This window comes from Bradyrhizobium sp. USDA 3315 (assembly GCF_054056795.1).
Genome location: NZ_JBSRYP010000001.1, coordinates 3,745,688 through 3,771,320, shown reverse-complemented (window position 1 = coordinate 3,771,320; position 25,633 = coordinate 3,745,688). Strand labels below are relative to the sequence as shown.

The 25,633-nt window shown below is 64.9% G+C and carries 20 protein-coding genes and 2 pseudogenes; 3 read left to right on the top strand and 19 right to left on the bottom strand.

The genetic code is table 11. The features are described from left to right. Nucleotides 1–35 precede the first annotated feature (35 nt). Nucleotides 36–875, bottom strand: a complete 840-nt coding sequence (locus ACVIYL_RS17325; protein ID WP_057016956.1) for a DeoR/GlpR family DNA-binding transcription regulator — start codon at nucleotides 873–875, stop codon at nucleotides 36–38. A gap of 29 nt (nucleotides 876–904) precedes the next feature. On the opposite strand from ACVIYL_RS17325, the gene ACVIYL_RS17320 reads away from it, so the two are divergent. Beyond that, the gene (locus ACVIYL_RS17320) at nucleotides 905–1,036 is read left to right on the top strand and encodes a hypothetical protein (protein WP_256521284.1); all 132 of its coding nucleotides are present in this window, start codon (nucleotides 905–907) and stop codon (nucleotides 1,034–1,036) included. Here ACVIYL_RS17320 and ACVIYL_RS17315 read toward each other — a convergent pair. The 13 genes and pseudogenes from ACVIYL_RS17315 to ACVIYL_RS17255 all read right to left on the bottom strand — a co-directional run bounded on the left by ACVIYL_RS17315 (nucleotide 1,012) and on the right by ACVIYL_RS17255 (nucleotide 18,404). After that, nucleotides 1,012–1,206: a hypothetical protein gene (locus ACVIYL_RS17315; protein ID WP_456779262.1), complete on the bottom strand. Its 195-nt coding sequence runs from the start codon at nucleotides 1,204–1,206 to the stop codon at nucleotides 1,012–1,014. The two genes, ACVIYL_RS17320 and ACVIYL_RS17315, sit on opposite strands and share 25 nt — an antisense overlap. A 176-nt stretch (nucleotides 1,207–1,382) precedes the next feature. After that, a pseudogene (locus ACVIYL_RS17310) lies at nucleotides 1,383–1,815 on the bottom strand (acyl-CoA thioesterase). 26 nt (nucleotides 1,816–1,841) lie between these two features. Further along, nucleotides 1,842–3,938 (bottom strand): 3-hydroxyacyl-CoA dehydrogenase NAD-binding domain-containing protein, encoded by a 2,097-nt coding sequence (locus ACVIYL_RS17305; protein ID WP_456779261.1) that lies wholly within the window; start codon nucleotides 3,936–3,938, stop codon nucleotides 1,842–1,844. A 2-nt stretch (nucleotides 3,939–3,940) separates the two neighbouring features. Beyond that, the gene (locus ACVIYL_RS17300) at nucleotides 3,941–5,224 is read right to left on the bottom strand and encodes an acetyl-CoA C-acetyltransferase (protein ID WP_057016952.1); all 1,284 of its coding nucleotides are present in this window, start codon (nucleotides 5,222–5,224) and stop codon (nucleotides 3,941–3,943) included. After that, the gene (locus tag ACVIYL_RS17295; RefSeq protein ID WP_456779260.1) at nucleotides 5,224–7,491 is read right to left on the bottom strand and encodes an acyl-CoA dehydrogenase; all 2,268 of its coding nucleotides are present in this window, start codon (nucleotides 7,489–7,491) and stop codon (nucleotides 5,224–5,226) included. Before ACVIYL_RS17295 ends, ACVIYL_RS17300 begins: the two co-directional genes overlap by 1 nt. 210 nt (nucleotides 7,492–7,701) lie before the next feature. After that, a complete protein-coding gene (locus tag ACVIYL_RS17290; protein WP_456779259.1) occupies nucleotides 7,702–8,943 on the bottom strand; it encodes an SMP-30/gluconolactonase/LRE family protein in 1,242 nt (413 codons plus the stop codon). Between the two features lie 354 nt (nucleotides 8,944–9,297). Further along, a complete protein-coding gene (locus ACVIYL_RS17285; RefSeq protein ID WP_456779258.1) occupies nucleotides 9,298–9,921 on the bottom strand; it encodes a flavin reductase family protein in 624 nt (207 codons plus the stop codon). Between the two features lie 151 nt (nucleotides 9,922–10,072). After that, entirely contained in the window at nucleotides 10,073–10,681 is a 609-nt protein-coding gene (locus ACVIYL_RS17280) for a TetR/AcrR family transcriptional regulator (RefSeq protein ID WP_253625559.1), read from the bottom strand. 21 nt (nucleotides 10,682–10,702) lie between these two features. Next, on the bottom strand, nucleotides 10,703–13,840 hold the full coding sequence (locus tag ACVIYL_RS17275) for an efflux RND transporter permease subunit (RefSeq protein WP_456779257.1): 3,138 nt from the start codon (nucleotides 13,838–13,840) through the stop codon (nucleotides 10,703–10,705). Nucleotides 13,841–13,895: 55 nt separating this feature from the next. Continuing rightward, nucleotides 13,896–15,002 carry an efflux RND transporter periplasmic adaptor subunit gene (locus ACVIYL_RS17270; RefSeq protein WP_456779256.1) on the bottom strand — a complete coding sequence of 369 codons (1,107 nt, stop codon included), beginning with the start codon at nucleotides 15,000–15,002 and terminating at the stop codon, nucleotides 13,896–13,898. Between the two features lie 233 nt (nucleotides 15,003–15,235). Then, nucleotides 15,236–16,561: an MFS transporter gene (locus tag ACVIYL_RS17265; protein ID WP_028333230.1), complete on the bottom strand. Its 1,326-nt coding sequence runs from the start codon at nucleotides 16,559–16,561 to the stop codon at nucleotides 15,236–15,238. A gap of 358 nt (nucleotides 16,562–16,919) precedes the next feature. Then, nucleotides 16,920–18,083 carry a winged helix-turn-helix domain-containing protein gene (locus tag ACVIYL_RS17260; protein WP_456779255.1) on the bottom strand — a complete coding sequence of 388 codons (1,164 nt, stop codon included), beginning with the start codon at nucleotides 18,081–18,083 and terminating at the stop codon, nucleotides 16,920–16,922. A 78-nt stretch (nucleotides 18,084–18,161) separates the two neighbouring features. Then, complete coding sequence (locus ACVIYL_RS17255; RefSeq protein ID WP_456779254.1) at nucleotides 18,162–18,404, bottom strand: hypothetical protein; 243 nt, start codon at nucleotides 18,402–18,404, stop codon at nucleotides 18,162–18,164. A 157-nt stretch (nucleotides 18,405–18,561) separates the two neighbouring features. Here ACVIYL_RS17255 and ACVIYL_RS17250 point away from each other — a divergent pair, with 157 nt between their 5' ends. Further along, complete coding sequence (locus ACVIYL_RS17250) at nucleotides 18,562–19,194, top strand: OmpA family protein (RefSeq protein ID WP_456779253.1); 633 nt, start codon at nucleotides 18,562–18,564, stop codon at nucleotides 19,192–19,194. A gap of 62 nt (nucleotides 19,195–19,256) precedes the next feature. On the opposite strand, the pseudogene ACVIYL_RS17245 reads toward ACVIYL_RS17250, so the two are convergent. The 4 genes and pseudogenes from ACVIYL_RS17245 to ACVIYL_RS17230 form a co-directional block, all read right to left on the bottom strand. Next, nucleotides 19,257–20,562 (bottom strand): annotated as a pseudogene (locus ACVIYL_RS17245) (phospholipid carrier-dependent glycosyltransferase). Between the two features lie 287 nt (nucleotides 20,563–20,849). Next, the gene (locus ACVIYL_RS17240) at nucleotides 20,850–21,338 is read right to left on the bottom strand and encodes a VOC family protein (RefSeq protein ID WP_057016943.1); all 489 of its coding nucleotides are present in this window, start codon (nucleotides 21,336–21,338) and stop codon (nucleotides 20,850–20,852) included. 29 nt (nucleotides 21,339–21,367) lie between these two features. Continuing rightward, complete coding sequence (locus tag ACVIYL_RS17235; RefSeq protein ID WP_225158606.1) at nucleotides 21,368–21,805, bottom strand: VOC family protein; 438 nt, start codon at nucleotides 21,803–21,805, stop codon at nucleotides 21,368–21,370. A 105-nt stretch (nucleotides 21,806–21,910) separates the two neighbouring features. Then, nucleotides 21,911–22,927, bottom strand: coding sequence for an alpha/beta hydrolase (locus ACVIYL_RS17230; RefSeq protein ID WP_456779252.1), 1,017 nt, complete (start codon nucleotides 22,925–22,927; stop codon nucleotides 21,911–21,913). A gap of 216 nt (nucleotides 22,928–23,143) precedes the next feature. Here ACVIYL_RS17230 and ACVIYL_RS17225 point away from each other — a divergent pair, with 216 nt between their 5' ends. Then, on the top strand, nucleotides 23,144–24,670 hold the full coding sequence (locus ACVIYL_RS17225; RefSeq protein WP_456779251.1) for an amidohydrolase family protein: 1,527 nt from the start codon (nucleotides 23,144–23,146) through the stop codon (nucleotides 24,668–24,670). A gap of 137 nt (nucleotides 24,671–24,807) precedes the next feature. Here ACVIYL_RS17225 and ACVIYL_RS17220 read toward each other — a convergent pair whose 3' ends face one another. Continuing rightward, nucleotides 24,808–25,545 (bottom strand): enoyl-CoA hydratase/isomerase family protein, encoded by a 738-nt coding sequence (locus tag ACVIYL_RS17220; RefSeq protein ID WP_253589281.1) that lies wholly within the window; start codon nucleotides 25,543–25,545, stop codon nucleotides 24,808–24,810. Nucleotides 25,546–25,633: the final 88 nt, after the last annotated feature.

Sequence of the window (25,633 nt, the reverse complement as noted above, 5' to 3'; positions counted from 1 at the left end):
AGGCATCCGAAACAGGTTCGCTAAAACTTGAGAGATCAAGCGCCTTGCGCGCTGCGCAGCGCCGCGGGTGCCGCGTCGGCGGCGTTGTCGTCGAGATCGACTTGCGGCTTGTCCATCGCGACGACCACCTCGATACCGCGGCTGTGGCAGATATTGGCGAGGCCCGCAGGAAGCGGTGAATCGGTCACGAAGGTCTGGATCTGGCTCATATGGGCGATCCGCACCGGCGCGCTGCGGCGCAGCTTGGTCGAGTCCGAGACCAGCATCACGTTGCGCGCATTGGCGATGATCGCCTGCGCGACCTGCACCTCGCGATAGTCGAAGTCGAGCAGCGCGCCCTCCTCGTCGATGGCGGATGCGCCGATGATGGCGTAGTCGACCTTGAACTGGCCGATCAGCTGGGTCGCGGTGGAGCCGACCACGGCGCCGTCGGCGCGGCGCACCGTGCCGCCGGCCACCACCACCTCGATGCGCGGATGGCGGTAGAGCAGCATCGCGACGTTGAGGTTGTTGGTGATGACCAGCAGGTCCTCATGCGAGGTCAGCGCGCTCGCGACCTCTTCCGTGGTGGTGCCGATATTGATGAACAGCGAGCAGCCGTTCGGAATCCGTGCCGCCGCGGCCGCGCCGATCGCCTTCTTCTCCTCGGCGGCGACGAAGCGACGCGCCTCGTAAGCAAGGTTCTCGACGCCCGAGGCGATGATCGCGCCGCCATGGATGCGGGTCAGCGAGCGCTGGTCGCAGAGGTCGTTGAGGTCCTTGCGGATGGTCTGCGCCGACACCTCGAATCGCTTGGCGAGGTCTTCGACCATGACCCGGCCGAACGCGCGCGCGATGTTGAGGATTTCAGTCTGGCGATGGGAGAGTCCGGCCACGGCGGCCCCCTTGAAACGGCGAGTCGCCCATGGTGCGACCGTTCGGCACGGAGGTCAACGTGCAGTGCCGGGTCAGGGAAGGCCTGGGCGAAGGTGGACGCTTCGCCCGGGCCATGCGCAATGACGCGAAGGCGTTCTACGATGCCATCTGCATGGATTGACCGGCGAGCAGCCGGCGCGCCGCGCGCTCGGCCTCGCGCGCATTGCGGAAGATCTGGCCTTCAAGGCGGTCAAAAACGTGCGATGCAGCAAAGAACTGATAACCACGCGTATCGCGCACCACGATACCCGCCGTCTGCGAACTCACTTCGATCACGTAACTGTCGGACATTGTCAGCCTCGGTTTGACTTCGGCCCGACAACGGAGTCGCTGGCTGTTTGTTCCTCGATTATTTTGCGCGGCGAAGCGCCAAAAACTCCGGGTTTTTGCCATCAAACCACGCTCCGGACTCAGTTTCGACGCGTTTCCTTTCCCACCGAATCAGCGGCACTGGCGCGCGGAGGATGTCAGGTTTCGATCGTCGCGCCGTCGCGCTGAATCGGTTGCGGATGGCCCTGCTCGTCGATCGAGACATAGGTGAAATTGCCGTCGGTCACGAGGATCGACTGCTGCTCGCGGCGGCGCAGCACCCCAGGCCTCGAGATGCACCGTGATCGAGGTGCGGCCGATGCGCACCAGATTGGCGTGGACGGAGACGAGATCGCCGACATTGACCGCCTTGCGGAAGTTCATCGCGTCGATCGCGACGGTCACGGTGCGCGACTTCGCCACCTTGGAGGCGAACACGCCGCCACCGAGATCCATCTGGCTGAGCAGCCAGCCGCCGAAGATGTCGCCATTGGCATTGGTGTCGGCCGGCATCGCCAGCGTGCGGATGCAGAGATCGCCCTTCGGCTCGGCGTCGTTGCTCAGCGGCGCGTGAGCGTGGGCGTCGGTCACTTGCGAGCCGGTCACTTGCGAATCGCTCACTTGAATGCCTCCCAGCCGGGATCCGGCGCAAATCGTCCGCCGAACTTGCGCATCAAGGCCTGCATGGCCGACACCACATTGTCGACGCCGCGGCTGCGCGCATAGTTGAGCGGGCCGCCGCGGAACGGGGCATAGCCGGTGCCGAAGATCATCGCGCCGTCGACCATATCGGGATTGTCGACGATGCCTTCGCGCAAGGCGGCGACGCAGACATTCGAGATCGGCAGCACCAGGCGGTCGATCATCTCATCGGTGACCCGGGGACCGGTCTCCGGCAGCGGCGCCTTTTCCGCCTTGCCGTCCTTCCAGGTGTAGAAGCCCTTGCCGGTCTTGCGGCCGAGCTCGCCTTTGGCGACTTTTTCGCGCAACCACGCAGGCGTCGACGGCAGCGTGTCGCCGAACTTCGAGCGCAGCATGTCGCCGACATCGAGGCAGATATCGAGGCCGACCTGGTCGGCGAGTTCGATCGGCCCCATCGGCATGCCGAACTCGACGGCGGCCGCGTCGATCAGGCGCTGGTCGGTCTTCTCGTCCAGCATCATCATCGCTTCCAGCATGTAGGGCGTCAGCGCGCGATTGACGAGGAAGCCCGGCGAGCTCTTCACCGGCAGCGGCAGGCGGTCGATGGCGCCGACGAACGCGAGCGCCTCCTTGAGCATCGCCGCATCGGTGCCGTCATGGCTGACGACCTCGACGAGTTGCAGCCGCGACACCGGATTGAAGAAGTGCAGGCCGAGCAGCCGCTCCGGCCGTGCCAGCGTGGTGCGCAGATCCTGCAGCGGGATGCTCGACGTATTGGTGGCGAGGATCGCGCCGGGCTTCATCTTCGGCTCGAGAGAGGCATAGACCTTCTGCTTCAGCTCGAGCTTTTCCGGCACCGCCTCGATGATCAGATCGGCATTGCGGACGCCCTCGCCGTCCATGTCGGGGATCAGCCGGTCGAGCGCGTCGCGCTGGTCGATCCGCTTGCGCATGATCTTGCCGAACAACTCTGACGCTCGTTTCATGGCGCCCGCGATCGGCTCGGCCTTCATGTCGGCCAAGGTCACGAGCATGTCCTGGTTGGCGCACCACGCCGCGATATCGCCGCCCATCGCGCCGGCGCCGATGACATGGACGTGCGCAACCTTGTTGCCGCTGCCGGCGAGCTTCTTCATCTGCTCTCGCAGGAAGAACACACGGATCAGGTTCTGCGCGGTCGGCGTCACCATCAGATTGGCGAACGAGGCCTTCTCCGCATTCAGCATCGCCGTGCGGTTGCCGGCGTGCTTCTCCCACAGATCGATCAGCGCATAGGGCGCCGGGTAATGCTTGCGCGGCGCCGCCTTCTCGGCCTCGCTGCGCATCCGCGAGGCGAGGAAACCGCGCGCGGCGCCGAGATTAAGAAGCGAGTTGAGCACGCCGGGCTTGGCGCGCTTCAGCCGGCCGAACACCGCGTCCCTCACCGCGTTGCGGACATGGCGCTCCTGGGTGACGGCGTCGACCAGGCCGAGCGCCTTGGCGCGGCGCGCGTCGATCGTCTTGCCTGTCAGCATCAAGGTCATCGCCTGCATCGGGTTGACCAGCTCGGTGAAGCGCACGGTGCCGCCGAGACCGGGATGCAGGCCGAGCATCACCTCTGGGAAGCCGAACCGCGCGTCGTCGATCGCGATCCGCATCTGGCAGGCCAGCGCGACCTCGAGGCCGCCGCCAAGGCAGAAGCCATGGATGACGGCGACCGACGGCACGCGCAGCGCCTCGAGCCGGTCGATCACCGCATGGGCGCGGCCGATCGCGGTCTCCACCGCGCTGGAATCGCTGGCGCCGCGAAACTCATTGACATCGGCGCCGGCGATGAAGCCGCTTGGCTTGGCCGAGCGCACCACGAGACCCGTCGGCCGCTGGTTCTCCAGCGCCGCGACGATGGCATCGAGCTCCTCGAGTAGATCGGCGGACAGCGTGTTGGCGCTGGCGCCGGCGCGGTCGAACAGCAGCCAGGCGATACCGTCGTCATCGCGCGTCAGCTTGAAATTCTTGTAGGGACTGTCGGCGGCAGGCTTCGGCCCGAGTTCGAGCACGCGGCCGGAGAGAACGTCCATGATCCGTGAATCCATGATCACACCGTCTCTATCAACATCGCGCCGCCCTGCCCGCCACCGATGCATTCGGTGGCGACGCCGCGCCTGGTGCCGAGCCGCTTCATCGCATTGACCAGATGCAGCACGATGCGGTTGCCGCTGGTGCCGACCGGATGGCCGAGGCTGATCGCGCCGCCGTCGACGTTCAACTTCGCGCGGTCGATCTCGCCGGCCGCGCCATCGAGCCCAAGGATCTCGCGGCAGAATTTTTCGTCGTTCCATGCCGCGAGGCAGCCCAGCACCTGGGTGGCGAAGGCCTCGTTCAGCTCCCAGGTCTCGACATCCTGCAAGGTCAGGCTATTGCGCTTGAGCAGCGCGCTCGCCGAGAGCACCGGGCCGAGGCCCATGATCGAGGGATCAAGCGCCGACCATTGGCTGTCGAGGATGACGGCCTTCGGCGTCAGCCCGTGCTTGGCCACCGCCTTCTCCGACGCCAGGATCACCCAGGAGGCGCCGTCGGTGATCTGCGAGGAATTGCCGGCGGTGACCTGGCCCCACGGACGCTCGAACACCGGCTTCAGCTTTGCGAGCGTCTCGGGCGTCGAGTCCGGTCGGACGCCGTCGTCATGGTCGAAGAACTTGCCGTCGCGGGAGAACGCGGTCTCGACCTCGCCCTTGAGAAAGCCCTGCTGCTGCGCGTTGGCCAGCCGCTGATGGCTCTCGGCGGCATACGCATCAGACTGCGCGCGCGTAATGCCGAAGAGATGACCGACCTTCTCGGCGGTCTGCCCCATGTTGAGCTCGGTGATCGGGTCGGTCAGCCCGCGCTCGAGGCCGATGATCGGCTTGAAGTAACTCGGCTTCACCTTCAGCGCCGCGGCGATCTTGGCACCTAGCCCCTTGGCGCCGGCGAAGCCGGCAAACCAGCGCACGCCGGAATTGGGCCAGACCAGCGGCGCGTGGCTCAAGGCTTCGGCACCGCCGGCGAGGATCAGGTCGGAGATGCCCTCGCGGATGTAGCGGTAGCCGGTGTCGATCGACTGCATGCCGGAGCCGCAATTGATCTGCACCGTGAAGGCGACCATCTGCTCGCCCATGCCGAGCCTAAGCGCCGCAACGCGTGCCGGGTTCATCTCATCGGCGATCACGTTGACGCAGCCGAGGATCACCTGGTCGAAGGCGGTGGGCGCGAAAGGCTGCCGCGCCAGCAGCGGCCGGCCGCATTGCACGGCAAGATCGACCGGGGTGAACGGGCCGGGACCGGAGCGCGCCTTCAGGAACGGCGTCCGGCTGCCGTCGACAATAAAGACTGGTCGCGCCATCAGCTCGCCGCCCTCTGCTCACCAAGCTCCTGGAAGAACTGATGCACGTCGGCGGATTTCTTGTAAATCGGGGACAGCGCCTCCGGCGCAAAATCATCGACTTCGATGACTTTGGCGACGGCCTCGTGGGCAGCGGCAAGCTTCTCGCCGTCGGCCTCGGTGATGACGCCTTTCTTGACCGCCTCCTTCCAGTCATGCAGGCGCGCCGCGCGCAACTGCTTGGCGGCGTCCTCGGCCTCGGTGACGAGGCGGAAGGCCTTCTCCAGCCGCGCGATGCCGCCGTCATCCTCGACAAAGGCGAGGTCCGGCGTCAGCCGATCGCGCGCCGCCGACGGCGACAGCACGAGCTGCGCGCATTGCTGCACGACGCGATCGGACGGGCCGGTGACGCGCGCGCCGAACGGCTGGATCAGGAATTTCAGCAGCCACGCCACCGGGCGGTTCGGCAGATTGGCGAAGATTTCCGCAAAGCGGTTCTCGATGGTCTTGAAGCCGGATGCCATGCACCATTCGAGCGCGGGAAGATCCTCCTTCTGCCGGCCCTCGTCCTGCCAGCGCTTGAGCGCGGCGGAGAGCAAATACAGTTCGGACAGGATGTCGCCGAAGCGCGCGGAGAGCATCTCCTTGCGCTTCAGCGCGCCACCGAGGGTGAGCAGCGCCATGTCGGCGCACAGCGCGAACGCCGACGAATAGCGCGACAGCTGGCGATAGAACTCGGTCGCATCGCCGGCATCCGGCGCCGGTGCGAACATCCCAAAACTCCAGCTGCGGCCCCAGGCGCGGAACACGGTCGCGAAGCTGTGGCCGATATGTTTCCAGAACGCGGTGTCGAACGCGGTGAGGCCCTTGTCGCGATCGGGCTCGCCAAGCGCGTTCATCTCCTGCAACAGATAGGGATGCGCGCGGATCGCGCCCTGCCCGAACACGATCAGATTACGGGTCAGGATGTTGGCGCCCTCGACCGTGATGCCGACCGGCACCGAGCGGTAGAGCCCGCCGAGATAATTCTGCGGCCCGTCGATCACGGCTTTGCCGCCATGGATGTCCATGGCGTCGTCGATCGCGATCCGCATCCGCTCGGTGGCGTGCAACTTCATGATCCCGGAGATGACGGCGGGATGATGCCCCTCGTTCAGTGCGGCGCAGGTCAGCCGCCGTGCGGCGTCGAGCAGATAGGCCGTGCCGGCGATACGCGCGAGCGGCTCCTCGATGCCTTCGAATTTCGAGATCGAGATGCCGAACTGCTCGCGGACGCGGGCATAGGCGCCGGTGGTACGCGCGGCATAGGCAGCGCCGGCCGCCGACAGCGACGGCAGCGAGATGCCGCGGCCGGCGGCAAGCGCCGTCATCAGCATCTTCCAGCCCTGACCGAGCCGTGCCTCGCCGCCGATGATGTAGTCGAGCGGGATGAAGACGTCCTTGCCCCAGTTCGGGCCGTTCTGGAACACCTGCATCGCCGGCAGATGGCGGTGGCCGATCGACACGCCCGGCAGATGGGTCGGGATCAGCGCGACGGTGATGCCGAGCTCTTCCTCGCTGCCGACGAGGTGATCGGGATCATAGGCCTTGAAGGCAAGGCCGAGCAGCGTCGCGACCGGGCCGAGCGTGATGTAGCGCTTGTGCCAGTTGAGCCTCAAGCCGAGCACCTCACGGCCTTCGAAATTGCCCTTGCAGATGATGCCGGTGTCGATCATCGAGGCGGCGTCGGAGCCTGCCTCCGGGCTGGTCAGGCCGAAGCAGGGAATGTCCTGTCCGGAGGCGAGGCGCGGCAGCCATTTGTCCTGCTGCTCCTTGGTGCCGAAGCGCATCAAGAGCTCTCCGGGCCCGAGCGAGTTCGGCACCATCACGGTGACGGCCGCGGTCAGCGAGCGCGACGAGATCTTGCGCACCACCTCGGAATGCGCGTAGGGCGAGAAGCCGAGGCCGCCAAATTCCTTCGGGATGATCATGCCGAAGAATTTTTTGGCCTTGATGAAAGCCCAGACCTCGGGCGGCAGATCGCGCCATTCCCAGTTGATCTTCCACTCGTCGAGCATCCTGCAGAGCTCGTCGACCGGACCGTGCAGGAAGGCTTGCTCTTCCTCGGTCAATCTGGCCGGCGCGAACGCCAGCAATTTCGACCAGTCGGGGTTGCCGGTGAATAGATCGGCGTCCCACCAGACGTCGCCGGCTTCCAGCGCCTCGCGCTCGGTGTCCGACATCGTCGGCAGCACGCCACGCGCCCAGGAGAAGATCGGTTTTGTCATATAGTCGCGGCGGAAGCTCATGGCGGATCCCTCATGAAACGGCGGCGCGGATGGGTGATCTTATCGGAACGTGCCGTTCACCGGTGAACACTTCGCTTCGCAGATAAAGCGAAATTGACGCGGCCCAGGCGCCATTTTGTTAACGGCACGCCGCGGGTTCGGTTCCGAAAGCTGAGGTGCGACAATCAGGTAGCGGGGGATGGCGCAGACGCCATCCCCATGCAAGACGAGCTAGGCGGCCCCCGCTCCCTGGGTTGCGGTATAGACCGCGTAGAGCGACTGGCTTGCGGCCATGAACAGACGGTTGCGCTTGGGACCACCGAAGGTGATGTTGCCGCAGACCTCGGGCAGCCGGATGCGGCCGAGCAGCTTGCCTTCCGGCGACCACACCGTCACGCCGCTGTAACCGACCGCGCGACCGGCATTGCTCGAGCACCAGACATTGCCGTTGACGTCGCAGCGGATGCCGTCCGGTCCGCACTTCACGCCGTCGATCGTGAAATCGCTGAACCGCTTGCCGTTGGAAAGCTTGTTGTCGGCGCCGACATCGAACACGAAAACGTCGCCCTTGCCACCGGGGCCGCCATCGCCCGGTCCCTTGCCGGTCGAGACCACGTAGAGCTTCTTGTAGTCCGGCGAGAAGCAGAGGCCGTTCGGGTCCGGCACCTGGTCCTCGCTCACTACGAGATCGACGCGGCCGGACGGGTCGATGCGGTAGCAATTGGTCGGCAGTTCGCGCTTGGCCGGCACGAAGCCCGCCGGCTGGCCGATCCGGGGATTGAGCTTGCCGGCCGGATTGCCCGGGCCGCCCGCGGCATCAGGCTCGCCTTCATAGAGCTGGCTGCCATAGGGCGGATCGGTGAACCAGTAGCTGCCGTCCGGATGCGCGACGACGTCGTTCGGCGAGTTCAGCCGCTTGCCTTGATAGGAATCCGCGAGCACGGTCGCGGTGCCGTCATTCTCGTAGCGCGTCACGCGGCGGGTGAGATGTTCGCAGGACAGCTGGCGGCCCTGGAAGTCGAACGAATTGCCGTTCGAGTAGTTCGACGGCATGCGGAAGACGCTGACATGGCCGTCATCTTCCGACCAGCGCATCTGCCGGTTGTTGGGGATGTCGCTCCACAACAGATAGCGGCCCTGCGAGCTCCAGGCCGGGCCTTCCGCCCACAACAGGCCGGTATGCAGGCGCTTGATCGAGGTGTTGGGCTGGGCAAGGTCGTTGAAGGACGGATCGACCGCGATGATGTCGGGGTCCCAGAAATAGGTGGTCGGCGCACCGCGCGGACTGAAGTCGCGCGGCGGGCTGGTGATCGTCGTCGGCGGCCCGACCGGCGCGGGCGCGTTCTGGGCCAGCGCGCTGCCGATGCTAGCTACGGCAGCGGCGGAAACCGCCAGTCCCTGAACCAGCGTGCGCCGTGAAACATTCGGATCGCGTTGTTCTTCGTTCGGATCGCTCCGCTCGTGGCGTGTCATCGCATCCTCCCACTCTGTTGGCCGGCCGTTGATCCGGCCTGGCGAGTGGAGGTTAGACTGCTCTCGGAGAGGTTGCGAGTGACGGTTTTTCATCCCCGCGCGCGAAAATTTCACATTGTTGTGGTGCGGGCCATCGTTGCGGAGCGCACGAATCCGCAGCGGAGCAACGTCCCTTACCTCGCCCCGCTTGCGGGGAGAGGTCGAAATTCAAGCGCAGCTTGAATTTCGGGTGAGGGGGTACAGGTCTCACGACCATCACAACTGGTGGAAGCAGCCCCTCACCCTACCCTCTAAGAGCGAGCTTCGCTCGTCTCGACCCCGTGAAGAACGGGGAGAGGGAGGATAGAGCAGCACTCAATCCGGCCGGATCATCTCGAACATGTTTTCCGGCTTGATCTCGAAGTAGTCGCCGCGGCGGCCGGCGCGGACGATCGGGTGCGCGAGGCCGGTCTGGTAGACGCCGTCCTTGATGAAGGCCTTGTCGATGTGGACGGCGACGACCTCGCCGAGCGTCAGCCACGCCTCGGCCTTCTTGCCGTCGGCACCCTGGAGCTGGACGATCTGGCTCACCTTGCATTCGAACGACACCGGGCTTTCGGCGACCCGCGGCACGTTGACGAGCTTGCCGGCGACCTGCGTGAGGCCCGCGAGCCTGAACTCGTCGACATCGCGCGCGACATGCGCCGCCGTCGCATTCATGTGTCTGGCGAGATCCATCGTCGCCAGATTCCAGACGAACTCGCCGGTGTCCTGGATGTTGGCGACGCTATCCTTCCAGTTGGTGGAGGCGAAGCCGATGATCGGCGGCACGTAGCAGAACGCGTTGAAGAAGCTGTAGGGCGCGAGGTTGACGTTGCCGCCCTTGTCGCGCGAGGAGATCCAGCCGATCGGCCGCGGCGCCACGATGGCGTTGAACGGATCGTGCTTCAGGCCGTGGCCGTTCTTCGGCTCGTAGAAATGCAGGTCTTTGGCGGTCACGATTGCGTCCTCGTCATTCCGGGATGGTCCGTAAGGACCAGACCCGGAATCTCGAGATTCCACAATGCGCGATTGCGCATTGGGGTTCGATGCTTACGCATCGCCCCGGAATGACAAAGGAGTCAACTGACGAAAATGTCAGCCCTGGCGCTCAATTGGCGCGGCCGCGCGGCGACAGGCCGGCGATCACGAAATCGATCATCTGGTCGATGGTCGGGCCCGGCTTGGTGGCACATTGGGCGATCATCTGGGGATGGAAGAACCGCATCATCGCGGTGCAGGCGCACAGCGAGGCGAGCTGCAGGTCCGTGATCTCGAACTCCCCCGACGCGGCTCCTTGCGCGATCACCTCGCCGATAATGGAGGCGATACACTCCATATGGGCGACGCAGACGTCCCAGTCCTCCTGCATCGCGATCTCGACCATCTCGTGCATCTTGGAATCGCCGACATAGCGCTCGGTGTTCATGCGATTGATGGTCGTCATCATCTGGCGCAAGCGTGGCGCCGCCGGCCCTTCCGAGCGCGCGATGCGCCGGGCCTCGATCTCGACCTCGCCCATCAGGCCGCGGGCCACGCCCTCGTGGATCGACTTCTTCGAATCGAAGAAGCGGTACACGTTGGCGGGGCTCATCCGCAGCTCTTTGGCGATGTCGGCGACCGTCGTCTTCTGATACCCGATCTGCCGGAACAAGCGCTCCGCCACCACGAGAATCCGCTCGCGGGTGTCGGTTTCGCTATGTTCCGAGATCAGTGTCATGTTGGCCTGCTCAATCTTCAATTATTCGGCCGCCTCAGCAAGTGGAAATGCGCGTTGCGCATCGCCGGCATGCTGCGGCGCAGTATCGGTTTGCTCGGAGCCGCTTTCCTCGAGGGTCTTGCGGAACCAGAGGGCGTAAAGGCCCGGCAGATACAGCAAGGTCAGGAAAGTCGCAACAAACAAACCGCCCATGATGGTGATCGCCATCGGGCCCCAGAACGCCGAGCGCGACAGCGGGATCATGGCGAGGATGGCGGCCAGGGCCGTCAGCACCACCGGCCGGGCGCGCCGGACGGTGGCTTCGACGATCGCCTCGCGCCGGGTCAGGCCGGACGCCACGTCGCTCTCGATCTGGTCGACCAGGATCACGGCGTTGCGCATGATCATGCCGGCGAGCGCGATCAGGCCGAGCAGCGCCACGAAGCCGAACGGCTGGTTGGCGACGTTGAGCCCCAGCGAGGCGCCGACGATGCCGAGCGGCGCGGTCAGGAACACCAGGAACAGGCGCGAGAAGCTCTGCAGCTGGATCATCAGCAGCGTCAGCATCACCATCACCATCACGGGGAAGAGGATGAAGATCGACGCATTGCCCTTGGCGGATTCCTCGAACGCCCCGCCCGGCTCGATCCGGTAGGCCGGCTCGAGATGGGCCTGGATGTCCTTCAGCTTCGGCGAGATCTGGTTGGTGACGTCGGGCGCCTGCACGCCGTCGACGACGTCGGAGCGCACGGTGATCGCCATGTCGCGGTTGCGCCGCCACAGGATCGGCTCCTCATGCGCATATTCGATCTTGGCAATCTGCTGCAGCGGGACGGCGACGCCGTTGCGCGTGGTGATGGTGAGATCGCCGACGCGGCCGAGATCGAGCCGCTCGGACGGCACCGCGCGGGCGACCACGCCGACCTTCTCGATGCCGTCGCGGATCGTGGTGACCGGCGCTCCCGAGATCAGCATCGCCAGCGCCTGCGAGACGTCCTGCGGGGTCAGGCCGAGCGCACGCGCCCGATCCTGGTCGACGGCGAGCTTCAGATAGGGCGACTGCTCGTTCCAGTCGAGCTGGACGTCCTTGACGTTCTTGTTCTGGCGCATGACGTCGCGCACCTGGTAGGCGATGTCGCGCACCTTGGTGGCATCGGGGCCGATCACGCGGAACTGGACCGGGAAGCCGACCGGCGGACCGAAATTGAAGCGGTCGACCCGGACCCGTGCCTCGTTCAAAGCGCCGTCGGCGGCGGCCTGCTCGATCTTGGCCTTGACGCGCTCGCGCGCCTCGACGTTCTTGGCGAGGATCACGATCTCGGCAAAGGCCTCGTTCGGCAGCTGCGGGTTGAGGCCGAGCCAGAAGCGCGGCGAGCCCTGGCCGACATAGGCGGTGTAGGTCTGGATATCGTCATCGCCCTTCAGCAGCCCTTCGGCCTGCTTCACCGCCTTCTCGGTGACGTTGAAGGCGGTGCCCTCGGGCAGACGCAGCTGCAGGAACAGCTCGGGCCGCTCCGACAGCGGGAAGAACTGCTGCTGGACGTGGCCGAACGCAACGATGGAGGCAACGAAGACGCCGACGGTCGCCGCCACCACCTTGATGCGGTGATCGACGCACCACTGCACGACGCTGCGCAGGCCGCGATACATCCGCGTCTCGTAGATCGCGTGCGGATCGTGGTTCTGGTGCACCTTGATGTTGGGCAACAGCTTGACGCCGATATAGGGCGTGAAGATCACCGCGACGAACCAGGACGCGACCAGCGAGATCGCCACGATCCAGAAGATGCCGCCGGCATATTCGCCGACCGCCGAATTGGCAAAGCCGATGGGGAGGAAGCCAGCGGCCGTGACCAGCGTCCCCGTGAGCATCGGAAACGCGGTGGATTCCCAGGCAAAGGACGCCGCCTTCATGCGGTCCCAGCCCTGCTCCATCTTCACCACCATCATCTCGACCGCGATAATGGCGTCGTCGACCAGAAGGCCGAGCGCAATGATCAGCGCGCCGAGCGTGATACGGTGCAGGTCGAGCGACATTGCGTTCATCACGATGAAGACGATGCCGAGCACCAGCGGCACCGACAGCGCGACCACGATGCCGGTGCGCCAGCCGAGCGCGACAAAGGAGACGAGCAGCACGATCGCGAGCGCCTCGACGAAGGAGTGCACGAACTCGCCGACGGCGTGCTCGACCACCTTGGGCTGGTCGGCGATCTGCTGGACATCGACGCCCTGCGGCACCGCCTTCAGGAACTCGGCGGTCGCCTTCTGGACCTCCTTGCCGAGCTCGAGGATGTTGGCGCCCTTGGCGGTGACGACGCCGATGCCGAGCGCCGGCTTGCCTTCCTGACGCACCTTGAAGCTCGGCGGATCGACATAGCCGTGGCTGACGGTCGCGATATCGCCGAGCCGGAACACGCGGCCGTTGCTCTCGACCGGCGTCTCGGCAACCGCCTTGACGCCGTCAAGCGCGCCGGTGACGCGCAGCGGCACGCGCTGCGATGAGCTCTCGACGGTACCGGCCGGGGTGACGTTATTCTGCTTGGCGAGCGAGTCGAACAGCGCCTGCGGCGTGATGCCGAGCGTCGCCAGCTTGGCATGCGAGAACTCGACGAAAATACGCTCGTCCTGGGTGCCGTAGAGATCGATCTTGGTGACGCCCGGCACCTTCAGCAGGCGCTGGCGAAAACCCTCCGCGACCTTCTTGAGCTGCGCATAATTGGCGCCGTCGCCGGTCATCATATAGAGGATCGAATCGACGTCGGAGAATTCGTCGTTGACGACGGGACCGAGGATGCCGGAGGGCAGCTCGCCCTGCACATCGACCAGCTTCTTGCGCAACAGATAGAAGAGATAGGGCACGTCCTTCGGCGAGGTCGAATCCTTGAAGGAGACCTGCATCGCCGTGAAGCCCGGCTTGGAATAGGTCTGCACCTTGTCGAAGAACGGCAGCTCCTGCAGTTTCTTCTCGATCGGATCGGCGACCTGCATCTGCATTTCCTGCGAAGTCGCGCCCGGCCACATCACCGAGACGTTCACCACCTTGACGGTGAAGAACGGATCCTCGGCGCGGCCGAGCTTCTCGTAGGAGAAGAAGCCGGCGGCGGCGAGGATGATCATCAGGAACAGCACCAGCGTCGGATGGCTGACCGCCCAGGCTGAAAGGTTGAAGCGCTTCATCGAACTCTCCAAGTTCTAGACCAGTCCCAGAACCGTTTCCGCTGCTATGCGAGGGTTAGAACGACAGCGACGACACGACCCGCACCTTCTGGCTCGGATCGAGTTTCTGCACACCGAGGGCGACCACCTTGGCGCCATCGTCGACGCCGCCGGAGATGACGACGTTGTTGCTCTCATAGGCCTTCACGTTGACCGGCTTCAGCGCGATGTCGCCCTTGTCGTCGACGATGTAGAGCGAGGGATCGCCGCCCTGGCTGTACAGCGCCGACAGCGGCAACTTTGCCACCCGCTCGCTCGCCTTGTCGGCCAGCGTCAGCGTCGCGGTCATACCGAGCGAAACCGCCTCGTCGGCGTCCGGCAGCGAGAATTTTGCGAGATAGGTGCGGGTGGCGGGATCGGCCTGCGGTGCGACCTCGCGCAGCCTGGCGGCATAACTCTTCTTGGCATCCGACCACAGTGTCACCGTGGCTACGCCCGACCTGGCACGAGCAAGAAGCGTCTCTGGGATCGCGACGACAGCTTCCTTCTCGCCAAGTCGGGCGACACGGATCGAAGCCTGGCCCGCGGCAACCACCTGGCCGGGCTCGATCATGGTCGCTGTGACGACACCCCGGGTGTCGGCCACCAGCGTTGCATAAGAGAGGGAATTCTTGGTCAGCTCGACCGAGCGCTCGGCACGGTTCAGCCGGGCGCGGGCCTCGTCGCCGGCGGCCTTGGCGGAATCGAGCGCCGCATCGGTGGTCCAGCCCTTGGCCTTCAGATCCTTGGCGCGCTGCTCGGCGGCCGCGGCCTGCGCCAGCACGCCGGTGGCGGCGCGGAATTCCGCCTCGGCCTGCTCGGCCTGCAGCTTCAGGTCGACCTCGTCGAGGGTGGCCAAGGGCTGGTCGACGTCGACTGTCTGTCCGACCTCGACCAGCCGCTTGGCCACCTTGCCGGCGACCCGAAAGCCCATATCGGCTTCGATACGGGGCTTGATGGTGCCGACAAAGCTGCGCTCAGGGGTTTCAGCTTCATAATGGACGGTCGCCACCAGAACGGGGCGCCCCGGATCGGGGTTTTCAGCGGCCTTTTCATTGCAGCCGGTCAGCGCGAACACCGCAAAAGCCAATGATGCTCCCGTCAAGAGCCTGTAATAGCTCGAGAAAACGGAACGAACGAACATCTGAAATCTCCATCGGGCTGACGACTGATGAAGAGTATCGATTTATCACTGATAAATGTCAATATTCGTCAGTGATAACCAATTCGTGAGCGGGGTCGGATTTGGCGGGTGCAGAGATCGGAAAATGCGTAGCCCGGATGAAGCGGAGCGAAATCCGGGACCTCACCGGTGGCGGCTCCCCGGATTGCGCTGCGCTCCATCCGGGCTACGGGAGCACGTGATTTGAGGGCGAGCTACTTCGCGCCGGCGAACTCGGTCTTGGTCTCATGGCTACCGAGGAAAACCAGCAGGCCCGCGGCGAGCGGCAACAGCGACAGCACCAGCAGCCCGGTCGACGTGCTGCCGGTGGCTTCCTTGACCCAGCCGATCAGATAGGGCCCGCCGAAACCGGCGAGGTTGCCGATCGAGTTGATCAGCGCGATCGCGCCGGCGGCAGCGGTGCCGGAGAGCCAGGCGGTCGGCAGCGTCCAGAACACCGCGAAGGTGCAGAACACGCCGATCGCGGCGACCGTCAGCACCACCATCGTCATGACCGGATCGGTGATGTAGCTGGAGACCGCGAGCGCCAGCGCGGTCAGCAGCAGCGGCGCGCCGACATGGAACACGCGCTCGCGGGTGGCATCGGAACGGCGCGCCCACAGGATCATCGCGACGGTGCCGAATGCGTACGGGATCGCGGTGACGAAGCCGGTCTGCGCGTTGGTGAGGCCGAACGCCTTGACGATCTGCGGCAGCCAGAACTGCATGCCGTAGAGCGAGGCGACGAAACCGAAATAGATCGCGCTGAGCGCCAGCACCTTGGGCGAGGACAGCGCCTCGCCCAGCGTGAAATGCTTCGCCGCCTGCTTGGCCGCGACCTCGGCGTCGAGCTTCGCCTTGAGCCACGCCTTCTGCTCGGCCGAGAGCCACTCGGCCTTCTCCGGCCGGTCGGTCAGATAGAACCAGGTGACGATGCCGAGCAGCACCGAGGGAATGCCCTCGATGACGAACAGCCACTGCCAGCCCTTCAAGCCCATCACGCCGTCGAGGCCGAGCAACAGGCCGGAGATCGGCGCGCCGATCACGGTCGAAATCGGCACCGCGAGCGCGAAGGCGGCGAGGAAGCGCGCACGATACTCGGCCGGATACCAGTAGGTCAGATAGAGGATGATGCCGGGGAAGAAGCCGGCCTCGGCGACGCCGAGGAAGAAGCGCAGCGCGTAGAAGCTGTGCTCGTCATAGACCGCCGCCATCAACGCCGAGAGGATGCCCCAACTCACCATGATGCGGGCGATCCACTTGCTGGCGCCGAACCGCTCCAGCGCCAGATTGCTCGGCACCTCGAAGATGAAATAGCCGATGAAGAAGATGCCGGCGCCGAACGAGAACACCACCGGCGAGAACTTCAACTCGCTGTTCATGGTGAGCGCAGCGAAACCGAGATTGACGCGGTCGAGATAGGAGAAGAAGTAGGCCAGGATCAGGAACGGGATCAGCCGCCAGGAGATCGCGCGGATCGTCGACGTCTCGATCTCGCTGCGGGCGCCGCGATCCGGCGCGATGGTTGCTGTCTGGCTCATAAGCGTCCCCCGGGTGTTGCTTGCCGTGAGGATTATTGGCTGGCCCCACATTGAGCAATGGCAAAAACTCATAGCTCACAGCGCAAACGGGAAACCCAAGCGACAAACGGACGGCCAGCGGCGACAGTGCTGAAGCGCGATGCGGTTAGGTGGAATCGGGTCCCGCGGCGAACTTGCTGCACCTCTCCCCGCTTGCGGGGGAGGTCGGTTCGCATCGACAGATGCGAACCGGGTGGGGGCTCTCTCCGCGATACGACTCGTGGAGAGAGCCCCCACCCTAGCCCTCCCCCGCAAGCGGGAGAGGGAACGCAGATGCGATGCTGATGCTTACTCAACCCAATCTGATCATCGATGGAAGCTAGTCCGCGAGCTGGAAGCGCTCGAAGCGGTCGAGCTCTTCCTCGATGCGGCGCTTCAGCTCCTTGCGTGCCGCCTGCTTCTTGCCGTTGCCGACCCAGCTCCATTTCTGCATCAGGAGCTTCTTGTTCTGCCGGTCGGTCTTGAGGTCGAGGGCGGCGACGATGTCGTCGCCGACCAGCACCGGCAGCGCGAAATAGCCGAACAGGCGCTTCTCCTTCGGCACATAGGCCTCGAAACGGTGGCCATAGCCGAAGAACAGCTCGGTGCGCTTGCGCTGGATGATCAGCGGATCGAACGGCGAGAGGATGTGGACCAGGGTGGGATCACCCTCGCCGATCGCGTCCAGCACCTCGGGCCGTGCCCAATGCTCCTGCTTGCCGGCGCCTTCCAGCGCGACCCGGACCAGTTCCTTGCGGCGCAGGCGCGCCTCGATCAGGCTGCGTACCGCCTTCTTGCTCGGCGCATCGAGATGGCAGATCGAATCCAGGCTGACGATGCCCTGCGAGCGCAGCGCGCGGTCGAGCAGATAGGCGGTCCGGGCCGAGGCCGGGGCCGGCTTCGGCGGCTGGTCCCAGCCGAAGTGCCGGGTCATCAGGTCATAGGTCTTCAGCATGCCGGCGCGCTCGCTGATCGTGACCACGCCGCCGTAGAAGGCGAGCTGCAGCGCGCGCTTGGAGGGCTTGCGGCTCTGCCAGAGATGCTCCTTCTCGGTCAGCACGTCGTCATCGATGTCGCGGATCGTCAGCGGACCGGCACGAAGCAGCCGCAGCACCTTGCGCGTATCCGCCGGGGTCACCGACGAGAACCATTTGTGGCCCTCGCGCTTGTGCGCCTTCATCGCCGGCAGGAAAAAGCCGATGTCCTTGGACGGAATGTAGGACAGCGCGTGCGTCCAGTACTCGAACACGCTCTTGTCCCGGCTCTGCGCCTGCTTGAGGTCGGCGCGGCGGTAGTCCGGAATGCGGCTGAACAGGATATGGTGATGGCAGCGCTCGATCACGTTGATGGTGTCGATCTGCACATAGCCGAGATGATCGACGGCGGCCGCCACCGCTGACGCCCCCTCGCCGAACGGCACCTGGGTATCGAGCCGCTGCGCGCGCAGCCAGATATGGCGGGCGGCAGCATTGTTCAACGAAAGGGGTTCGGCGGCGCGGGACATTGCCCCAGCAATGTAGTGAGATTCGCGCAGCTGTGGAGAGCCGCGCGGCGGAAATCAGCTCCGCATCATTCGGAACGGCTACGTCGATCCGACGACCCGCCGCAACCACGGAACGTCCCCGATCGCCGCCGCGAGCGCGGCGCTTTCTCCATGGAAGATGCGGGACGAATGACCGCCGACCGGAAACCAGCCACGGCCATCTTCGACGTCCCGCCGATATTCCTCGAAGCCGATGCTGCCGTCCGGGCGAAGGAAGATATCGACGCAGCGCGAGGCAGCTTCGTCATTGATCGAGCGGAGGACACGTTTGACGTTGGCCATGATGTCCTCGCTTCCCGTCTGCCTGCCTGGCGCAAGGCGGGGCGGCACACCCAACCGTGACCCAGATCACATTCCGGGCTTTGAACCGGTCCTACTCTTCCAGCATCAAAACGACAGCAAGCCGGATTGGCTAGCCCGACATTTGAGGACGAAAACCATGACCCGCTCTTTTTCCTTGTCTTTTCTGACAATCGGCGCCGCGCTGTCGATGACGGCGGGCGTCGCACTGGCCGGCAGCGAGGCCGTTCCGGCCGCCCAGATTCTCAATGCGCTGAAGCCGAAGTCGGCCACCCGCGGCCTTTCCGCCGGCACGCAGGTCGACCTCGCGGCTTCCGCCAAGGAGGCAAGCTTCCTCAACACCGTCCGCAACCGGCAGACCCGTTCGTTGTCGCGCGTTGAACGCCAGGAGATCGCCGACATCGCGGCGAACAAGCCGAAGATCGATCTGGAGATCCACTTCGACTACAACTCGGCCGACATCAGCAAGGGCTCGACCCAGGCGGTGCAGGAGCTCGGCAAGGCACTGTCCGATGCCAGCATGAAGGGCTCGACCTTCGTCGTCGCCGGCCACACCGACGCGATCGGCGGCGAGGCCTATAACCAGGACCTGTCGGAGCGCCGCGCCGACACCATCAAGAAATTTCTGGTCGAACATTACGGCCTGAACGGCTCGGATCTCGTGACGGTCGGCTACGGAAAGACCCGGCCGAAGGACCCGAGCACGCCGATGGACCCGACCAATCGACGCGTGCAGGTCGTCAACATGGATACCAAGACCGCCTCGCAGTAATCTCCCGCAGCCTCGATCCGCCTGCCATGCCCGGCAGGCGGATCACTCTACTTCAAAGACCGTCATATCCAGCCCTGAAACAGCATCAGGCGGTTGAACGTCGCCATCGACGTCTCGATGACAGCGGCCGTGACCGGCAGCATCGCAACAAACCCTGCACATCCAACCGCAACGAACGCCCACAGCAGCCAGCGCGGCGCACCCTTGCGCGTCAAGGCGTAGACCAGCACGAAACTCGCGGTGGTCGCCGCGGGGAGATAGTAATAGATGAAACCGAGCGTGCGCGGCAGCAGCGCCCAGGCGAGATACGGGCCGGAGGTAGAACGCCAGCACGAGAAATGCATCACGGCCGCGCCCGACGATCCAGTCGCGCAGCGCAATGATCAGCGCGATCAATGCCGGCCACAGCACCAGCGGGTTGCCGAGGAGCACGATCGCGGCGAACCTGTCATCGCCGACCTTCTCGAACAGGTACCAGACCGGGCGCAGCAGGAACGGCCAGGACGGCCATGAGCTCATATAGGTGTGGCCCGCGATGGCGGCCGTGGTGTTGTCGGCAAAGATGCGACGCTGCGCCTCCATGATATCCGTGAACGAGAGGCCGTAGAGCGGCACGAAGGTCGCGAGATAGACGGCCGCCGGGATCAGCACGAAACAGACGATGAAGTGCGGAACACGAAAATCCGGCCACAGCTCCGGCTGATACCAATCCTCCGCATTTGCGTCGGCAAAGCGCGTGCGCCAGCCCTGCATCAGGCAGACCGCAGCGACGATCGCGATGCAGGTCGCGAGCACGAACAGCCCGCTCCATTTGCAGGCGCTGGCAAGCCCTGCGAACAGCCCCGCCAGCGCAAAGGCGGATTGCGGCTGCTGTTGCCTGAAGCCGTGGACGAAAGCCGCGATCGCGAACAGGCTGAAGGCGAGCGCGAAAATATCCAGCATCGCGATCCGCGACTGCACGAACAGCATCTGGTTGAAGAAGGCGAGCAGCACGGCAGCGATCGCGCGTTGCTGCGACGCGAACAGCGCAAGCCCGCCGAGATAGACGCCGACCAGTGCCAGCGCACCGAACAGCGCCGCGGGATAGCGCCATCCGAGCGGCCCATCGCCGAATGCGTTGATCGAGAGGGCGATGATCTCCTTGGCGAGCGGCGGATGCATCGGGTTGAGGATCGGGGCCTCGCGCACCGGCAGCAGCATCTGCCGCGCCGCCGGCACATAGTGCACCTCGTCGAAATAGAGCTTGTCCGGCGCGGTGATCCCGAGCAGCAGCACGATATGGGCGACGATGAAGACGATTGCCGCGACGATCGCCGCGCGCGCGGCGGGACTTCGCGGAACAGAAGGAGATTTGGATACGATGTTCAAAGGGCAAGCATGGTGCGAGGGGAACACAGCTTGCGACAAATATACGATATCAGCTGCATCCGCGATCCGTCGCCACGGTCATGTGACGGAACCATCGTGCCCATACTGTCATGCCCGCTTCATGCGGGGCATCGAGTACGCCGCGGCCTGTCGGCCGAGCACCGAAATCTCTGGAATGCTGGATCGCCCGGTCCGTCTACGCCAAGGCTTCGACGAGGCCACGAATCCCTGGCTCGCCGAAGCGTTAGCGAAGGCGGCGAGCCGGGCGATGCCAGCGAAGCCTTACCTCACGCCGCCGCCTCACCCTGATAGGCCCGGCGCAGGCCTTCGATATCGAGCTTGATCATCCCGAGCACGGCCTGCATCACGCGCGCGGCGCCGGCGGCGTCGGGCCCGCCGAGATATTGGCGGACCGCCGCCGGCACGATCTGCCAAGCGACGCCGTAGCGATCGCGCAGCCAGCCACACTGCTCGGCGGTGCCGCCGGCCGCGAGCAACGCGTCCCACAAGCGATCGACCTCGGCCTGGTCGACACAGTCGATCGCGAACGAGACCGCGTGGGTATGCTCCATCCTCATCCCGCCGTTCAGCGCCATGAAGCGCTGACCGGCGAGCGTGAATTCGACCAGCAGCACCGTGCCGGCCTTTCCGCCGGGGCTGTCGATGACATTCTTCTGGACGGTCTCGATCCGCGAACCGGGCAGCAGCGAGACGTACAAGTTCGCGGCCTCCTCGGCCTCGCCGTTGAACCACAGGCAGGGAGATACCTTCGACATGCTGAGCTCCTCGTGATGGCGGGATGCGATCAGGCGGTCGCCGCGGCGGACTGCGCCTTCATCGCCGCCTCGACGTCCATCCACATCACTTCCCAGATGTGACCATCGGGATCCTCGAAGCTGCGGCCGTACATGAAGCCGTAATCCTGCTGCGGCGACGGATCGGCGCTGCCGCCCGCGCCCTTCGCCTTGGCGACGTAGCCGTCGACCGCGTCGCGGCTGTCGGCGGACAGGCAGATCAGCACTTCGCTCGTGGTTTTGGTATCGGCAATTTTCTTCGGGGTGAATTCGCGGAACTTGTCGTGCGTCAGCAGCATGACGTGAATCGTGTCGGAGATCACCATGCAGGAGGCGGTGTGGTCGGAAAATTGCGCGTTCTTGGTCGCGCCGATCGCCTCATAGAAGGCGGTCGCGTGGGCGAGATTGCTGACCGGCAGGTTGACGAAGATCATTGTCGGCTTGGCCATGAAAGGCGCTCCTTTTCGCGGGGTTGCGCCCCGAGGACGAACTGCCTCGCCGCGTCCCGACATCGCCGTGCCGATTTTTCTTGCGGCGTCCTGCCGCAGGTGACGTCAGGTCACAATCGGCGTCGGCATGGTCAGGAATGCCCGCGTCACATGCCAGAACAGCTCCCGATTGGTGGCAAGCGCCACCGAATGGGCGGTGCCGGGCAGGATGATGAACTGCCGGTCGCCGTTCGGCAGCTTGTTGAAGAACTCCTCGAGGTCCGGAACCGCGGCGATGCCGTCATATTCGCCGCGGACCAGCAGCACCGGCGCCAGCACCTTCTCCGGATGCACGACCGGCAAATTGGCGGTCATGTCCAGATAGGTGCCGGTCGGGATCTGGTCGCCGAACTGCATCTCGACATCGGCCAGCAGCTCGACCACGGCGGGGTCCGACGTGCCGGGCCTGTCGCGGGTTGCGATTGAGCGGATCATGTCGCGGTCGCGCTTGCGCATGTTGTGGCTGCGATAATATGCGAGCTGCTCGGCGCGCTTTGCCAGCGTCGGCGAGCCCTCGCCCTTGTAGGTGAAGGCCGCGAACACCAGGCGGTCGATGCGCTCGGGTGCGGCCATTGCGAAAGCGCCGGCCCGCAACGCGCCGGAGGATTCGCCGACGAAGTGGTATCGCCCCTGCCCGGTCTCGCGCGCGATCACCTCGACCGCGGCGTTCAGATCCTCGACGCCGCTCGCGATATCCGCATTGCCCGAGGTGCGGCCGGACTTGCCGTAGTTCTCGTGGTCCATGGTCCAGCAATCGAAGCCGTAGCGGGCAAATGTGTTCAGCAGCGAATACTCGCCCTTGCCCGGCACCGTGAGGTCGAACACCCGTGATGTCACCGACGAGCCGTGGACGAAGAACACCACCGGCCGCGCCGGCTCGCCCGGCTTCGGCGCACCGATCCGCTTGCGGAACATCCACAACGGGATGTCACCCTTCTTCGCCCAGTATTCGTTGCTCCATATTTCTCCTTCGACAGGAACCGCGGTCGCGGCCTGTGCCGACGCTGCGCCGAGCACGCCGGCTGCCGTTGCAATGCCGATGCCTTTGATCATGCTGCGCCGCGAATGGTCAGATGACATCATGGTTCGCTCCCTTCCGGATTTCTTCGTCCGATCCGGTGCGATCGAGCATAGCAGCGCCCATGTCCGGTTGCGCGACGGGCGCATCTCGCGTCTGCCAATCCGATGCACGATTTTGTGAATGCGGTTTCCGGCCAACGGCGCGGACGACGGGCGGACTTGGTCCTAGTCTCCGCGGCGATCCGACCGGAAAAATCCGGCGAGAAGCGGGAGCGAAGAATGAGCAGCAATCTCACCGACGATGAACTTGCCGCCTTGATGCCCTCCGAACTGTGCCAGCACCAGACGCCGATCCCGACCCAGATCGTCTCCAGCGACGAATTCTATCCTGACCCGCAGAACGAACGTCAGCGCGAGGTCGAGGCGCGGCTGCTCGCGATGGCCGACGATCTCGGCGGCAAGCAGGGCCTCGATCGCCGGAGATTCTTCCAGACCGCGGCCGGCATGGCCGCCTCCTTCGTCGCGATGAACCAGGTCTACGGGGAGCTGTTCGCCGTGACGCCGGCGGAGGCCGCGACGCCCGCGATAGCGCAAGAGCGCGCCAACTCCCTGAAAGACCAGTTCATCATGGACATGCACACGCATTTCCTGCGCGACGACACCCGCATCATGGGCTTTGTGGAAATGCGCAAGGCGGTCGGCAAGGCCGGCTGGAACAAGGAGCTCAACGATCACGAGCAGACCATCGAGGATCTCAAGTTCGACAACTACAAGAAGGAGATGTTTCTCGATTCCGACACCAAGATCGCGCTGATCTCCTCGGCGCCGTCGGATATCGAGCAGGACTGGTTCCTGACCAACGAGCAGATGGCCGACGCGCGCAAGAAAATGAACGACGAGGCCGGCTCGCGGCGCGTGTTCTGCCACGCCATCTTCACGCCCGGGCAGCCCGGCTGGCTCGACAAGCTCGACGCCGCATTGGCGCTGAAGCCGGAGTCCTGCAAGGGCTACACGATCGGCGACAACACCCACAAGGAGATCAGCCGCTACCCCTGGCGGCTCGACGACGAGAAGGTCGCCTACAAGGGTTATGAGAAGATGGTGAAGGCGGGCATCAGGAATGTCTGCGTCCATAAGGGATTGTTTCCGCCCGGGATCGAGAAACAGTATCCGAATCTGCGCGGCTTCGCCGACGTGGCCGATGTAGGAAAGGCCGCCAAGGACTGGCCGCAGCTCAACTTCATCATCTACCACTCGGCCTATCGCCATGTCGGCGGCGATCCGAAGGTCGCGCTCGCCGAATTCGAGCGCACCGGCCGCATCGCCTGGACCTCGGATCTCGCCGACATCCCGGCGCAGTATGGCGTCAACAATGTCTATGGCGACGTCGGGCAATTGTTCGCGACCACGCTGGTCGCCGAGCCCAATGTCTGCGCCGCGCTGATGGGGACCTTGATCAAGGGGCTCGGCGCCGACCACGTCTGCTGGGGTACCGATGCGCTGTGGACCGGCGCGCCGCAATGGCAGATCGAGGGCCTGCGGCGGCTGGAGATCCCGGAGATGATGCAGAAGAGGTTCGGCTATGCACCGCTCGGCCCCGCCGACGGGCCGGTGAAGACGGCGATCTTCGGCGACAACAACGCCCGACTCTACAACATCCAGCCGAAGCGCGCGATGCTCGACCTCAAGAGCGACCGCTTTGCGATGATGAAGGCGCAGTACGAGAAGGCCGGCGTAGAGCCGTCGAACACGCGTTACGGCTATGTGGTGCCGAACGGTGTGATCGATCACCGGGTGTTTGCGTAAGTCTCACCCTCCGTCGTTCCGGGACGACGCGCAGCGTCGAGCCCGGAATCCATTTCGCAGCGATCGTTGCGGCTGGATGGATTCCGGGTTCTCGCTTCGCGAGCCCCGGAATGACGAAACTATAGCCGCCCCTCGCCCTATCTCCCCGTAAACCGCGGCTTGCGCTTTTCGCTGAACGCCCTGGCGCCTTCCTTGAGGTCGTCGCTGTCCTTGATGGCGTCGAGTTGCCGGCGCACCTCGGCGACCGTCTCCAGCGGCCCCTTCGGCATCGCGTCACGGGCGAGCTTCTTGAGCGCCTGCACCACCAGCGGCGCGTTGCCCGCGATCTTGGCCGCCAGCTCCTGCGCCGCCGCAAGGTGCTGCCCCGGTGGCGTGATGCGGTTGACAAAGCCGATCTGGTAGGCCCGCTCGGCCGACAGCTCCTCGCCGACGAGCAGGAACTCCATCGCGATCTTGTGCGGCATGCGGGCCAGCACCGAGGAGACACCGCCGCCGGTGGTGCCGATCTTGGCTTCCGGATAGACGAACCGCGTCGTCTCCGAGGCGACGCAGATGTCGGCCATCTGCACCAGAACGAAGCCGCCGCCCACCACCCAGCCCGACGTCGCCGCGATCACTGGCTTGTCGAGCTCGACACCGAGCCCGGGCACCGCCTGCCACATATTGGCGGGGAAATCCCGGACGTCGGCGCCGACGCAGAAGTACTTCTCCTCGGCCGAGGCCAGCACCGCGACGCGGTCATCGCTGTCGCGAAAGCGCCGCCAGGCTTGCTGCAACTCGTCGCACAGCGCGTTGTTGAGCGCGTTGTGCGAGGAGACGCGGTCCATCGTGATGGTCGCGACGTGGTCGGCGCTCTCGTAACGCACGAGCGTCATGCTGGCCTCCCTGAACAGAATGCCTTTACGATGGCACGGGGCTGAGCGAACACCGCCGTCATTGCGAGCGAAGCGAAGCAATCCATTT

Coding starts and splice junctions, on each gene's coding strand:
- ACVIYL_RS17270 (WP_456779256.1), bottom strand. CDS start 15,002: ATGTTCGTTCGTTCCGTTTTCTCGAGCTATTACAGGCTCTTGACGGGA.
- ACVIYL_RS17230 (WP_456779252.1), bottom strand. CDS start 22,927: ATGATGTCATCTGACCATTCGCGGCGCAGCATGATCAAAGGCATCGGC.
- ACVIYL_RS17275 (WP_456779257.1), bottom strand. CDS start 13,840: ATGAAGCGCTTCAACCTTTCAGCCTGGGCGGTCAGCCATCCGACGCTG.
- ACVIYL_RS17265 (WP_028333230.1), bottom strand. CDS start 16,561: ATGAGCCAGACAGCAACCATCGCGCCGGATCGCGGCGCCCGCAGCGAG.
- ACVIYL_RS17300 (WP_057016952.1), bottom strand. CDS start 5,224: ATGGCGCGACCAGTCTTTATTGTCGACGGCAGCCGGACGCCGTTCCTG.
- ACVIYL_RS17260 (WP_456779255.1), bottom strand. CDS start 18,083: ATGTCCCGCGCCGCCGAACCCCTTTCGTTGAACAATGCTGCCGCCCGC.
- ACVIYL_RS17320 (WP_256521284.1), top strand. CDS start 905: ATGGTGCGACCGTTCGGCACGGAGGTCAACGTGCAGTGCCGGGTCAGG.
- ACVIYL_RS17295 (WP_456779260.1), bottom strand. CDS start 7,491: ATGAGCTTCCGCCGCGACTATATGACAAAACCGATCTTCTCCTGGGCG.
- ACVIYL_RS17290 (WP_456779259.1), bottom strand. CDS start 8,943: ATGACACGCCACGAGCGGAGCGATCCGAACGAAGAACAACGCGATCCG.
- ACVIYL_RS17225 (WP_456779251.1), top strand. CDS start 23,144: ATGAGCAGCAATCTCACCGACGATGAACTTGCCGCCTTGATGCCCTCC.
- ACVIYL_RS17235 (WP_225158606.1), bottom strand. CDS start 21,805: ATGGCCAAGCCGACAATGATCTTCGTCAACCTGCCGGTCAGCAATCTC.
- ACVIYL_RS17315 (WP_456779262.1), bottom strand. CDS start 1,206: ATGTCCGACAGTTACGTGATCGAAGTGAGTTCGCAGACGGCGGGTATC.
- ACVIYL_RS17250 (WP_456779253.1), top strand. CDS start 18,562: ATGACCCGCTCTTTTTCCTTGTCTTTTCTGACAATCGGCGCCGCGCTG.
- ACVIYL_RS17240 (WP_057016943.1), bottom strand. CDS start 21,338: ATGTCGAAGGTATCTCCCTGCCTGTGGTTCAACGGCGAGGCCGAGGAG.
- ACVIYL_RS17220 (WP_253589281.1), bottom strand. CDS start 25,545: ATGACGCTCGTGCGTTACGAGAGCGCCGACCACGTCGCGACCATCACG.
- ACVIYL_RS17305 (WP_456779261.1), bottom strand. CDS start 3,938: ATGGATTCACGGATCATGGACGTTCTCTCCGGCCGCGTGCTCGAACTC.
- ACVIYL_RS17255 (WP_456779254.1), bottom strand. CDS start 18,404: ATGGCCAACGTCAAACGTGTCCTCCGCTCGATCAATGACGAAGCTGCC.
- ACVIYL_RS17280 (WP_253625559.1), bottom strand. CDS start 10,681: ATGACACTGATCTCGGAACATAGCGAAACCGACACCCGCGAGCGGATT.